Consider the following 12,728-nt stretch of genomic DNA (forward strand, 5'->3'; position numbering starts at 1 on the left):
CCGAGAACTACGAGAGCTGGCCGTCGTAGTCCGGCAGCTTGTACGTCTTCTCCGCGTGGCCGCCCGACAGGTCGGTCGCGCTGTTGCCGATGTTGGCGATGATCGTGTAGCCCTTGTTCTCGATGTCGACGCGCTGGGCCGTCTTGTAGTCGCCGACGTTCTTGAACAGGTCGAAGAAGCCGCGGACGTAGAGCCCGGCGACCTTGTAGCCGCGGTACTTGAGGTTGAAGTCCGTGACCGAGTAGATGATGCCCGGACGGGCGGTCACGAAGAACAGGGCGACGCCGTGCTCCTGGGCGTACTTGGCGACCTCCATGACCGGCTGGTTGGCCGGCTGGGGGTAGCTGAAGCCGAAGTCGGTCTCCAGCGTGGTGTTGTCGATGTCGAACACGATCGCCTGCTTCTCGCCGGGCTTGGTGTTCGCGATCCGCTGCTTCAGCTGGGGCAGTGCCTGGTCCATGACGAGCCGGCAGTCCTGCTGCCAGGTGTCGTAGTCGACGTCCGCCGTGGCGGCGGCCGTCGCGACGGTCGTCGTGGCGGAGGTCGGCGCGGCCTGGGCGGGGCCGGTGACGGCGACGAGAGCGGCGGCTGCGGCGGCGGTCGTGCCGATGCGGAGCGCCCAGGGGCGGCGGGTGGTCATGTGTGTGGGGGTCCCTTCGCGAACGGCCAGCATGTCGTGTGCATGTTCGTCGAGCTGGGTGGCGCGAGGGAAACCGTAGGGTTACTGAACGGTAGGTGACTAGAGGTGTGCGTCACACGACGCGGCGGATTCTCTCGAAGGTGCGGTTCGCCGGCAGCGGGGCGAGGACGTCCTCGGGGATCTCGGTGACGTCCGGGGCGTGCACGACGGTGACCGAGCGCAGGCCGGGGAACAGGGAGGGGACGGTCGAGAAGTCCTCGGTGCCCTGGACGTTGTTGAGCCGCAGATGGGTCACCTCGGGCAGGGGCGGGCCCGCCCAGCCGCCGTTGTGCTGCCAGTCGATGTGCAGATGCCGCAACTCCGGGAGCCGGGCCACCTCTTCACGGTCGGCGGACGACAGCTCGGTGGTCAGCCGGGCGAGGCTCAGCCGCTTCAGCGAGGGGAAGCGGTGCAGGCCGCGCAGGCCGGTCCGCTCCAGCGCGTGCTTGGTGAAGCGCAGATAGCGCAGGCCCAGGTCCCGGGGCAGGGCCTCGTCGAGGGAGTCGCCGTCCAGGAGGATGCCGAGGTCGAGCTGGTCCAGGGTCGGCGAGCCGGAGAGGGCGGAGAGGTCAAGGCCGCCGGGCAGCAGGTCCAGGGAGAGCCAGATCAGCGGAAGGGGGGCCACCGCGGCCAGGCTCTCCAGACGCGGGCACCTGTTCACGTCCAGATAGCTCAAGCGGCGCAGCTCCGACAGACAGCCCAGATCCCGCAGTTCGTCGTTGTCGCGCAGGACCAGCTCGGTCGTGGTGGCGGGGTCGAGGCCGGCGCCGATCTCGTCCGGGGCGACCGGGCCGGACAGCTGCACGGAACGCCTGCCGCCCAGCCCGCGCAGAAAACGCAGCTCGTCGGCCGAGCGGGCGCTGAAGAACAGCCCCTCCTCGGGCAGATGGGCGACGATCTCCTCGCCGTATTGCCGGGTGGGGAACCGGGACCAGGTCCAGGAGAGCTGGGCGCGCACGTCGAGGCCCGGATGGTTCCGGTACCGGGCCAGCACCGGCAGCGCCGCCTCCGTCCCGATGAGGGACGCGGTGACCACGACCGCCCGCGCCTGCTCCTCGCTGAGCCCTTCGGGGCCGGGCAGCAGCTCCAGGGCGAGCGGGCCGACCGAGGCCAGGGCGCGGGCCTCCTCCGTGGTCCGGGGTGGGATGAGCGAGGCCGCGTTCCGCTCGACCTCCTCCCGGACCCGTGGATCCAGCTCCGTCGCGTGCTCCAGCGAGGCCAGCGCGAGCAGCCGTACGCGCGCGCTCACCGCGCCCTCGGCCCGCTCCGCCGCCGCGCTCAAGTCCCTTAGCAGATCCGCCCGTTCCCGTGGCCGGGCGTGTGCCACCGCCAGTCGGACCACGTCCGCCCACTGCTCGTCCGCCGCCCCGCGCACCAGCAGTCCGAAGTCGCCGTCCTCCACGGCGGCCTTGGCGCCCAGGTAGTCCTGGAAGGTGCGGTGCACGAACTCCACGGTCCCGGCGGCCGGTTCGCGCAGCAGCCCGCTGCGGACCAGCAGATACCGCAGGATCTGCGCGGCGTCGCCCTGGTCCGCAGCGACCGGCAGCGACGGCAGCACGTCGGCGATGATCCGCTCGGCGCGGTCGCGGTCCAGCTCGGACTGGTTGTTGCGGATCAGCCAGTACGCCAGCCGCTGCAGGAGCTGGATCTGCGGCAGCTCCGTCAGGAACACGCCGCCGGGGACGTGCATGTCCCGTTCCTCGTCCCGCCGCGCGAGCAGCATCGACAGGGCCGCGTCGTACAACTCCTTGCGCCCGTGCGGGAGATAGCCGCGCCGGTCCCGGTGCAGGGCGCACAGCAGGCCGCACATCAGGGGGTTGGTGGCGAGCCGCCCGAGGTCCGGCTTGGTGCGTACGGCGTCCAGCAGGGAGCGCCGGTAGCCGTCCAGGCGCTCCGGGTCGGGCGCGTCGATCCCGGCCGCGGTGTGCCAGCGCTCGACGAACGCGGCCACGTCGTCCTGGCTCATCGGGGTGAGGGCCAGCTCCGTGAAGCCGTCGGCGGCGAGCCAGTCCTCGCGTACGGCGGAGGGGCGGGAGGTGACCAGCCACTGGTTGCCGGGGTAGACGTCGAGCAGCTCGCGCAGCCAGCGTCGGGTGCGCTCCCGCTCCCGTTCGGGGATCTCGTCGATGCCGTCGACCAGCAGCAGCCCGCGCCCGGCGGTCAGCACGCGGTCGGTCCAGCCGTCCGGTTGGCCGGCGTGGAAGGGGACGTGGACGGCGGACAGGAAGGCGTCCGGAGCCGGCAGGCCGCGGCGGACCAGGGTGCGCAGCGGCAGCACGAAGGGGATCCGGTCGCCGCGCTCGCCGCGGGCGGCGGTGACCGCCAGCCACTGCACCAGCGTGGTCTTGCCGGACCCGGCGACCCCGCGCAGCAGGACCCGGTCGTGCGCGGCGATGGCCTGCTCGGCGGGGAGCGCGCCGACGGCGGAGGCGAAGCGCGGCCCCCCGGGGCCGCTCGCGCGGTCGTCCTCGGCGGGGCCGAGGGCCTGGAGGCTGAGGTAGGCGGCGTCCAGGGGCCAGCGGTCGGGGGAGTCGGCCAAGTCGATGCCGTAGATCGTGAGTTTGCCGTGCCTGGTGGCGACGTAGGGCAGATAGCGCCGCTCGAAGGCGGTGTCGGTGCCGCCGGTGGGCGGGGTGCGGGCGATCAGCTCGTCGACCTTGGCGACGAGTTCGCGCTGGCGCCGGGACTGTTCGACGAGGGTGCGGGCGACGAACGTGGAGCGCTGGGTGAAGAAGTGGACGATGTGCAGACAGGCCGTGGCCAGCAGCCGCTCGTAGAACTGGCCGGCGTCGTAGGAGAGCTCCCGGTCCGGATGGCCGCCCGCCTTCCTCAGGCTCGCGGCCAGGACCTCGTGCCCGAGGTCCACCGCCTGTACGTCGGTCAGGGTGAGGTCGCCCAGCGCGTACAGGGTGTCGGCGAGGGCGTGCACGACGGCCGGCTCCTCGTCGTCGCGCAGGGGCCGCTCGCCGCCCCGGAGGGCCTGCCGGACCAGCTCGGCGGAGAGTTTGTGCAGGTCGGAGCGGTCCAGGGCGCGCTTCTCGCCTCGGAAGGAGACGAACCCGGAGATCCGGACCGGCCGGTCGACGAGGGCCGCACCGGCGGACTCGGTGACGAAGAGCTTTCTGACCAGCGGGACGACCAGCGAGGAGGCCAGCCGGACACCCATGACCGTGGGTTCCATGTCGGCGCCCACTCCTCCCCCGTCGTCGCATGAACGCAGGTCAGCGTAGCGCCGGTCACATTCGGGCGTCCTTGGATCTTGAGTGCCGGTGACATGCCGCACAGGGCGTGCGTCACGTACTAGGAGGAATAGTGGAAAGGCCCTTCGGGATAAATCGGACTTTTGGTCCACACCTCTGGTCTCGACTCCACCAGAATGGGCGTATTCGTCCCAGATGGGGGCTCTGTCAATGAGGCTGGGGTTTTGGGATTAAGTACTAGTTTCGGTCGTAGATCACACGTTTGAGGGCTGATGGGCGATGGGGGTACCAAGGACTGGCCCGCCCGGCAGCCGCCTGAGCGCCGGGTGGTTCTTATGTCCCCGACACCCCGAGGTTCTGATGTCCCAGCGCGTCTCCGTCCGTTCTTCCCGTACGTCCCTGCTCCGCACCCGCGTCGCCGCAGTGGCCGCCGCCCTGGGGGCGACGGTCGTGCTGGGGGCCGGAGTCGCCTCGGCCGCAGAGCCCGCCGCCGCGAAGTCCGTCGCCACCGCCAAGACCGCCACGGCCGCCAAGGCCGCGAAGAAGGCCAAGGCCGTCTCCTGGGTCAAGCCGGTGAAGAAGTACACGAAGTCCGCGAGCTTCGCCGCCAACGGCGCCATGTGGCAGTCCACCCACAGCGGCCAGGACTTCGCCGTCGCCAGCGGCACCCAGGTCTACGCCGCGCACGGCGGCACGGTCGTCAAGGCCGGCTCCAACGGCGCCGGTGACGGCCCCGCCTACGGCAACGCCGTCGTGATCAAGCACGGCAACGGCACGTACTCCCAGTACGCCCACCTGTCGAAGATCCAGGTGAAGGTCGGTCAGATCGTCAAGACCGGCCAGAAGATCGCCCTGTCCGGCAACACCGGCAACTCCAGCGGCCCGCACCTGCACTTCGAGATCCGCACGACCGCCAACTACGGCTCGGCGATCGACCCGGTGTCCTTCCTGCGCGGCAAGGGCCTGTCGATCTAAGGCTCCTGTGGCTTCCGGGCGCCGCCGTGCGCCTGGGTGATCAGATCGATGGCGACCTCCAGGACAGCCGCGCGCTTCTCCTCGGGGTCGCCTTCGAGTTCCTTCAGCACGAACATCCCGGCGTGCATGGTGAACAGCGCGCTGATGCAGCGGACCTGGTCGACCATGTCCGCGCCGGGGTCGATGACGATCTCCCGCATGCCCATCATGCGGTCCTTGAACATCATGCCGATGCTGAGATCCCGTACCGTCGCCTGGTTCTCCTGCATGAAGCGGAACAGGGGCTCCGCCTCGGCGAGGGCCGCGGCGTAGCGCCGTACGATCTCCTGCTTCGTCTCCAGGGTGTGGGGCTGCTCCCGGCCCCAGGCGACCAGGTCCTCGATCGGCCTCGTCAGATCCTCGAAGAGGCTGACGATGATCTCTTCCTTGGTCTTGAAGTGGTAATAGAGCGCCGCTTTGGTGACTTCGAGACGCTCGGCGATCTCGCGCAGCGAGGTCTTCTCGTAGCCCTGCTCGGCGAAGAGCTCGAGCGCCACGTCCTGGATGCGCTGGCGGGTGTCCCCGCGGCGCCGCTGCCTGGTGCCGTCCATGCCGCCCATCCTCGTAGTCCCGCGCGCTTTCCAAAAACTTACTTGACGCCCGGCTAGTTACGCCTCTACTTTCCTGAAGTGTAGACAACTAGCCGGGCGGCAAGTAAGTAGCCGGGGGAGTGGGAGTCATGGCGCAGGCACAGGCGTTGGACGAGGTAGCGGAGAAACAGCCCAGGAGCGTGCGGGTCGTGCTCCTCGCGCTCATGATCACGATGATGCTGGCGATGCTCGACAACATGATCATCGGTACCGCGATGCCGACGATCGTGGGGGAGCTGGGCGGCCTCGAACACCTCTCCTGGGTGGTCACCGCCTACACCCTGGCCACCGCCGCCTCCACCCCGCTGTGGGGCAAGCTCGGCGACATGTACGGCCGCAAGGGCGTCTTCATGTCCTCGATCGTGCTCTTCCTGCTCGGCTCCGCCCTCAGCGGCATGGCCCAGGACATGGGCCAGCTCATCGGCTTCCGCGCGGTGCAGGGACTCGGCGCCGGCGGACTCATGGTCGGCGTGATGGCGATCATCGGCGACCTCATCCCGCCCCGGGAGCGCGGCAAGTACCAGGGCATGATGGCCGGCGTCATGGCGCTCGCGATGATCGGCGGCCCGCTGGTGGGCGGCACCATCACCGACCACTGGGGCTGGCGCTGGGCCTTCTACATCAACCTGCCGCTCGGCGTCGTCGCCCTCGCCGCGATCAGCGCCGTGCTGCACCTGCCGAGGAAGCGGTCCGAGGCCCGGATCGACTACCTCGGCGCCGGGCTGCTGACCGTCGGCATCACCGCGATCGTGCTGGTCACCACCTGGGGCGGCACGGAGTACGCCTGGACCTCCGCTCGGATCATGGAGCTGATCGGCATCGGCGTCGCCGCGCTGGTCGGGTTCGTGTTCTGGCAGACCAAGGCCGCCGAGCCGGTGCTGCCGCTGCACATCTTCCGCAGCCGCAACTTCACCCTGATGTCGGTCATCGGCTTCATGGTCGGCTTCGTGATGTTCGGCGCCACCCTCTTCCTGCCGCTGTACCAGCAGTCCGTGCAGGGCGCGTCCGCCACCAACTCCGGGCTGCTGCTCCTGCCGATGCTCGGCGCGATGCTGGTGACCTCGATGGTCGCGGGCCGGGTGACCACCAACTCCGGCCGCTACTACGTCTTCCCGGTCGCCGGCAGCGTCATGATGGTGATCGGCCTGTACCTGCTGTCCACCATGGACACCGGGACCTCGCGGCTGACCTCCGGGGTGTACATGGCGGTGGTCGGACTCGGCATGGGCTGTCTGATGCAGATCACCATGCTGGTCGCGCAGAACAGCGTGGAGATGAAGGACATGGGCGTCGCGTCCTCCTCCACCACCCTCTTCCGCACCCTCGGCTCCTCCTTCGGTGTCGCGATCATGGGCGCGCTGTTCAACAGCCGGGTCCAGGACGTCATGGCCGAGCGGGGCGGGGCGCTCGGTTCCAAGATGACCGAGCAGTCCGCGCAGCTGGACGCGGCGAGCCTGGCGAAGCTGCCGGAGCCGGTCCGCGAGGCCTACCAGCACGCGGTGTCCGCGGGCACCCACTCCGCCTTCCTCCTCGGCGCCGCGGTGACGGTGATCGCGCTGATCGCGGCGGTGTTCGTGAAGGAGGTCCCGCTGAAGGGGGCGGGGCCGAAGCCCGAGGACGGGGCCGGGGCGCCGAAGGCTCCGGTGGCGGAGACCGTCTGATCCGGGCGGTGTCGACGGCGGCCTGGTGAAGCGGGCCCTCGCGGGTGGCGCGCGTCGATGTCAGTGGCGCGTGTCACCATCGGCCGTATGGACAAGACCCGGCAGCTGCGGCTGGCCAAGGACGCGATGGACCGGGACTGGGCGGACCCCGGTCTCGAGCTCGCCGCCGTGGCCGCGTACGCCGGGTACTCCCGCTTCCATTTCGTACGGGCCTTCAAGGCGGCGTACGGCGAGACCCCCGGCCAGTACCTCACGCACCGCCGGATCGAGCGGGCGAAGGAGATGCTCCGGGGCGCCGACCTGTCCGTCACGGAGATCTGCCATCTGGTCGGCTTCAGCAGCCTCGGCACCTTCTCGGCCCGCTTCAGGTCACGGACCGGGCTCTCCCCGAGCGAGTACCGCAGGAGGTACGTCCGCGCCGGTGCCTCGCTCATCCCCGGCTGCTACGCCATGCTCTGGGCCGGCGGTTTCCCCCGGCCGAGCTCCGCAACATCGGAGAAGCGCCCCGAGTCCGCCCCTGCTTACGGTGACCGGGAAAGCAGCCCGCAGGACAGGAGAGCGGAACCATGATCAAGGGCCTGGGCATCACCACCGTGTGGACCTTCGACCAGCAGCGCACGAAGGCCTTCTTCACGGAGAAGCTCGACTTCGAGGTGCGCAGCGAGGTCGCGATGGGCGACATGCGCTGGGTGACCGTCGGCGCCAAGGACCAGCCGGACGTGGAACTGGCCCTGATGAGCCTGGACGGACCCGGCCTCGACCCCGAGTCCTCGCAGGCGCTCAAGACGCTGGTCGGCAAGGGCGTCATCGGCGCGGGCGCGTTCCGCACGGACGACTGCCGGGCGGACCACGCGACCTTTGCCGCCCGCGGGGTCGAGTTCATCCAGGAGCCGCAGGAACGGCCGTACGGCATCGAGGCGATCTTCCGCGACGACAACGGCAACTGGTACTCGCTGACGGAGCGGAGCGAGGAGCTGGACATGTCGAAGGACTTTTAGCCGGCGGACGGCGGGCCGTAGCAGTGCTGCCGAAGGAGCTCCGGACCCCTAGGGCAGCATCGGATAGCTGCCCGTGTTCGTCGGCGCGTGCTCCGGCAGCCACAGCACCGCCACCGCCCCCTCCGCCGGGACGCCCTCCGGCGCACCCGCGGGGCGGATGTTGCGGAAGGTCAGGCGGGCGCCCAGCACCCGCGCCTGGCCCGCCGCGATGGTCAGTCCCAGGCCGTGCCCCCGCCCGGCGCGGTCGCTGCTGCCGGTGCGGAAGCGGCTCGGGCCCTCCGCGAGGAGGGCCTCGGGGAAGCCGGGGCCGTGGTCGCGGACCCGGATGACGCGGCCCTCGACGGTGACCTCGATCGGCGGCTTGCCGTGCCGGGAGGCGTTGGCCAGCAGGTTGAACAGCACCCGCTCCAGGCGCCGGGGGTCGGTGGTGACCTCCGACTCGTGCACCACCCGCACCTCGACGTCCGGGTCCTTCGCCGCCACCCGCCGGGTGATGAACTCGCCCAGCATGATGTCCTGCAGTTCGGCCCGCTCCGAGGCGCTGTCCAGCCGGGCCACCTCCAGGACGTCCTCCACCAGCGTGCGCATCGCCTTCGCCCGGTCCAGGACCAGCTCGGTCGGCCGCCCCGGCGGCAGCAACTCGGCCGCGGTCAGCAGACCGGTGACCGGAGTGCGCAGCTCGTGCGCGATGTCGGCGGTGACCCGGCGCTCGGCCTCCAGCCGCTGCTGGAGCGCGTCCGCCATCGCGTCCACGGCCCGCGCCAGGTCGTCGGTCTCGTCCCGGACGACCCCGCCGATCGCGTCCCGCACCCGCACGTCCGTCTCGCCCTTGGCGACCTGCCCCGCCGCGACCGCCGCCTTGCGCAGCCGGCGCGACATCTGACCCCCGATCAGCACCCCGATCGCGCTACCGCCGAGGACGACCGCGATGGAGCCGATCACCAGGGCCTGGTCGAGGTCCTTGAGGATGTCGGTGCTGCGGTCGGTGAACCCGGTGTGCAGCGACAGCACATGCCCGTCCTGCACCGGCACGGCCGCCCAGATGTCGGGCCCGCCGCCGGGCGAGTCGGTGACGTACGTCGCCCGCCGCCCCTCCCGCACCTTCTCCCGCAGGGCCGCCGGCAGATCGGGGTCGTCGACCTTGACGTTGGGGAAGTTCGGCCGCGCGGACAGCTCGTAGTTGCGCTGCGCTATCTTGATCCGCTCGTCGGCGAGATCGCGGGCGTTGTCCAGCATCGAGACACGCGCCGCGTTGTGCACGACCAGGCTGAGCGCGACCGCCACCAGCGCGCCGACCAGCGCGATGGCCGCGCTGAGCTTCCACTTCAGCCCGGTACGTATGTCGGCCGCGCGGATGTCCGCGCGGCGCCAGGTGATCCCCCGCATGCCCGCCCCGTTCAGGCCTTGAGCTTGTAGCCGAAGCCGCGGACCGTCTCGATCCGGTCCTGGCCGATCTTGGTGCGCAGCCGCTGCACATGGACGTCGACGACCCGGGTGTCCCCGCCCCAGCCGTAGTCCCACACCCGCTCCAGCAGCTTGTCGCGGGAGAGCACGGTGCCCGGCGCCGACGAGAACTCCAGCAGCAGCCGCATCTCGGTGGGCGTGAGCGCCACCGGCATGCCGGCCCGGCGCACCTCCATGCCCTCGGTGTCGATCTCCAGTTCGCCGAAGGTCAGCACCCCGCCGGCCGCCGTCGCCCCCGGCTCCTCGCCCTGGGTGCCGCTCGCGTGCCCGAAGCGGCGCAGCACCGCCCGGATCCGGGCGACCAGCACGGCACCGTCGAACGGCTTGGTCACGTAGTCGTCGGCGCCCGCCTCCAGCCCCAGCACCACGTCGATGGAGTCGGCCCGCGCCGACAGCATGATCACCGGCACGGTCGACTCGTCGCGGATACGGCGGCACAGGCTGACGCCGTCGAGACCCGGGACCATGACGTCCAGCAGCGCGATGTCGGGCCGGTTCGCGCGGAACGCCTCCAGACCGGACAGTCCGTCGGGCATGGCGGTGACCGCGAAACCGTCCCGCTCCAGGGCGAGCTGGGTGGCCTCGCGGATGACGTCGTCGTCCTCGACGAACAGAACGTGGGTCTGGTCTGCCATCCCGGTGCTCTCAGTCCTCGTGTGGGGGGCGTGTGGTTGTCGTACAAGAGAGTGACGCAAAGCGAGTCGTACAAGATGATCGGGGCGGAGGGCCCGATCGGTTCACTCGGCCGGCACCGGAGAGGGCTCGTCGCCTGCGACCGTGCCGTAGTCGTTGTGCCAGAAGTACTCCTGGGCGAAGCGGCCCTCGCGCCAGCGGTACGTGATCACGTTCTGGCCGGACGGGCTCGACACCGGGTCGCCCTTCTCGTACACCTGCTTGCTCACCACCAGATCGCCCCGGTCGATCTGCGCGTAGACCGGCGGCTCCTCGGCCTTGAACACGTTCTCGTACGTGCCGTTCTGCTCGCGATACACATACGAGCCCACACCGACGCCGTCTCCGCAGGTCAGGACGTTGACCACGACGTCCTCGGAGGATCCGCCGGTGAGGTCGCCGAAGGAGGTGTCGATGGGGTAGTCGTCCGCGACGCACGGCTGGAGATCGCTCTTGACCTCCCGCGACACCCGAGGATCCGACTTGATCAGCCGGACCAGCTCGGCCTGCCCGGGACGGCCGGTCGACGCGGGCGCGGGGGACGCCGAGGGGACGACGGCGGCGCCCGCCGCCGACTCGTCGCGCGCCGGGCCCTCGTCGCGGGCGCCGGTGCCGCCGGTGGCGCAGGCGGACACGAAAAGGCCGAGGGCGGCGAACACGGCCGACGCCGTGATCACCGCCTGGGAAGTCCGTCGTGCCCCGGCCGCCCTTGTGGCCTCAGTGGCTAGGCCGCGCAACGCTCCCGCTCCTCACGCTCCAGCGCGCGTGCGTCCAGGTCGCGGCTCTCCAGCTCCTCGCGGAGCCGGGCGAGCGCCCGGTGCAGCGTGCTCTTGACCGTTCCGGCCGACATACCGAGGGCGGCGGCCGTCTCCTCCGTGGACATCTGCTCCCAGTGTCGCAGCACGACCACACTGCGCTGCTTGGGGGCGAGCACCTTCATGATGTCCATCAGCAGGGCACGGTCCGCGTGCTGCTCGGTGGAGTCGTCGACCGAGGCGTCCGGCAGCTGCTCGGTCGGGACCTCCTCCAGCTTGCGGGCCCGCCACCACTCGGTGCGCGTGTTGATCATGACCCGGCGCAGGTAGGCGTCCGCGAGCCGCTTGTCCTCTATCGTCTCCCAGCGGCCGTACGTCCGTACCAGCGCCGTCTGGAGGAGGTCCTGGGCGTCCACGGGGTCCGGGACCAGCCGGCGGGCACTGCGCAGCAGCGCCTCCTGCCGGGTGCGGACGTACTCCTCGAACTCGAGCACCTCGCCCTGCGCCATGTTGACCGCCTCCGATTCCCCGTGAACTTCCCTGCGTGCCACCCCGTCGGGCACGCAACAGAAGCTACGGAGGCGTTGTCACGGCGCTGTCCGAAGCAGCCTGCGGCTGGCAATCGGCTGTCCGTCGGTTGTGTAACGGAAGTAGGCCAGGGGTAAAGGAGGGCACCGGATCGCTCCGGTTCGGGGTGATTTGGCGGGCGGTCAGCCGGCGGGCAAGCGATACAGAGCGCCGGGCAACGGCTCCACCAGCCCGTCCGCGACGAGCCCGTCGAGCGCGCGGGCCCGCTGCACCGGTTCGTGCCATACGCGGTCCAGGTCCGCCTGCGGCACGGGCGCGTGGGCTTCGCGCAGCACGGCGAGCAGCTTGCCGCGGACCTGGCGATCGGTGCCGGCGTAGGTCTGGCCGCGGCGCGGCGGCCCCTCGTGCTCCGGCTTGCCCGCGAGCCGCCAGGCGCACTGCGCGGCGATCGGACAGCGGTGGCACGACTCGTTCTTCGCCGTGCACACCAGCGCGCCCAGCTCCATGGAGGCGGCGGCCCAGCGCGCGGCCGTCGGCACGTCCTCGGGCAGCAGCGCACGGGCGAGCCTGCGCTCGGCGGCGGTGGTGGCGTTCGGCGGGTACCGCACGCCGGTGACCGCGCGGGCGAAGACCCGGCGGACGTTGGTGTCGAGCACCGGGTGCCGCTGCCCATAGGCGAAGGAGGCCACCGCGGCCGCCGTGTACTCGCCGATCCCGGGCAGCGCGAGGAGCTGCGCGTGATCGGTCGGTACGTCTCCGCCGTGCCGTTCCGCTATCGCCACGGCGGCGCCGTGCAGCCGCAGCGCGCGGCGCGGATAGCCGAGCCGGCCCCAGGCGCGGACGGCCTCGCCGGGGGCCTCGGCGGCCAGGTCGGCGGGGCGGGGCCAGCGGGCCAGCCACTGCTCGTAGACGGGCAGGACCCGGTTCACCGGGGTCTGCTGGAGCATGAACTCGCTGACCATCACCCCCCACGGCCCGGCATCGGACCGCCGCCAGGGCAGGTCCCGGGCGTGCTCGTCGAACCAGTCGATGACGGGAGCGTGCAGCGACTCGCCCTTGGGCGAATCCGCGAGCTCCGGGTGAACGTGGGGCTTCGTGGGCGCAGTCATGGCCCTACCGATCCTGCCATGCGCGACGCCCCGGCGGGCGGCACCGCCACCCCGTGGG

At 70.9% G+C, this 12,728-nt stretch carries 12 protein-coding genes; 4 read left to right on the forward strand and 8 right to left on the reverse strand.

Features of this window, described 5'->3' with window-relative positions; genetic code table 11:
• Positions 1-7: 7 nt before the first annotated feature.
• Positions 8-640, reverse strand: a complete 633-nt coding sequence (locus ACWDRW_RS13780) for an HAD family acid phosphatase (protein ID WP_451722912.1) — start codon at positions 638-640, stop codon at positions 8-10.
• Positions 641-752: 112 nt separating this feature from the next.
• Complete coding sequence (locus ACWDRW_RS13785) at positions 753-3,860, reverse strand: NACHT domain-containing protein (protein WP_451722913.1); 3,108 nt, start codon at positions 3,858-3,860, stop codon at positions 753-755.
• A 379-nt stretch (positions 3,861-4,239) separates the two neighbouring features.
• Between ACWDRW_RS13785 and ACWDRW_RS13790 the strand changes: the two genes are divergently transcribed.
• On the forward strand, positions 4,240-4,854 hold the full coding sequence (locus ACWDRW_RS13790; RefSeq protein WP_451722914.1) for a M23 family metallopeptidase: 615 nt from the start codon (positions 4,240-4,242) through the stop codon (positions 4,852-4,854).
• Here the strand turns inward: ACWDRW_RS13790 and ACWDRW_RS13795 are convergent.
• A complete protein-coding gene (locus ACWDRW_RS13795; protein WP_451722916.1) occupies positions 4,851-5,444 on the reverse strand; it encodes a TetR/AcrR family transcriptional regulator in 594 nt (197 codons plus the stop codon). The two genes, ACWDRW_RS13790 and ACWDRW_RS13795, sit on opposite strands and share 4 nt — an antisense overlap.
• Before the next feature lie 128 nt (positions 5,445-5,572).
• On the opposite strand from ACWDRW_RS13795, the gene ACWDRW_RS13800 reads away from it, so the two are divergent.
• The 3 genes from ACWDRW_RS13800 (at position 5,573) to ACWDRW_RS13810 (ending at position 8,142) form a co-directional block, all read left to right on the forward strand.
• Entirely contained in the window at positions 5,573-7,144 is a 1,572-nt protein-coding gene (locus ACWDRW_RS13800; protein ID WP_451722917.1) for an MDR family MFS transporter, read from the forward strand.
• Positions 7,145-7,231: 87 nt separating this feature from the next.
• Positions 7,232-7,714, forward strand: coding sequence for a helix-turn-helix transcriptional regulator (locus ACWDRW_RS13805; protein ID WP_451722919.1), 483 nt, complete (start codon positions 7,232-7,234; stop codon positions 7,712-7,714).
• Entirely contained in the window at positions 7,711-8,142 is a 432-nt protein-coding gene (locus tag ACWDRW_RS13810) for a VOC family protein (protein ID WP_451722921.1), read from the forward strand. The genes ACWDRW_RS13805 and ACWDRW_RS13810 overlap by 4 nt, the downstream gene beginning before the upstream one ends.
• Positions 8,143-8,190: 48 nt before the next feature.
• On the opposite strand, the gene cseC is transcribed toward ACWDRW_RS13810, so the two are convergent.
• The 5 genes from cseC to ACWDRW_RS13835 all read right to left on the reverse strand — a co-directional run bounded on the left by cseC (position 8,191) and on the right by ACWDRW_RS13835 (position 12,670).
• Positions 8,191-9,528, reverse strand: coding sequence for a two-component system sensor histidine kinase CseC (cseC, locus tag ACWDRW_RS13815; RefSeq protein ID WP_451722922.1), 1,338 nt, complete (start codon positions 9,526-9,528; stop codon positions 8,191-8,193).
• A gap of 11 nt (positions 9,529-9,539) precedes the next feature.
• Positions 9,540-10,241 (reverse strand): two-component system response regulator CseB, encoded by a 702-nt coding sequence (gene cseB, locus ACWDRW_RS13820; RefSeq protein WP_451722924.1) that lies wholly within the window; start codon positions 10,239-10,241, stop codon positions 9,540-9,542.
• Positions 10,242-10,343: 102 nt separating this feature from the next.
• Positions 10,344-11,015 (reverse strand): hypothetical protein, encoded by a 672-nt coding sequence (locus ACWDRW_RS13825; protein WP_451722925.1) that lies wholly within the window; start codon positions 11,013-11,015, stop codon positions 10,344-10,346.
• Positions 11,003-11,542: a SigE family RNA polymerase sigma factor gene (locus tag ACWDRW_RS13830; protein WP_451722926.1), complete on the reverse strand. Its 540-nt coding sequence runs from the start codon at positions 11,540-11,542 to the stop codon at positions 11,003-11,005. Before ACWDRW_RS13830 ends, ACWDRW_RS13825 begins: the two co-directional genes overlap by 13 nt.
• 201 nt (positions 11,543-11,743) lie before the next feature.
• Positions 11,744-12,670, reverse strand: a complete 927-nt coding sequence (locus tag ACWDRW_RS13835) for an A/G-specific adenine glycosylase (protein ID WP_451722927.1) — start codon at positions 12,668-12,670, stop codon at positions 11,744-11,746.
• Positions 12,671-12,728: the final 58 nt, after the last annotated feature.

It is taken from the genome of Streptomyces sp. NPDC003635 (assembly GCF_053587635.1).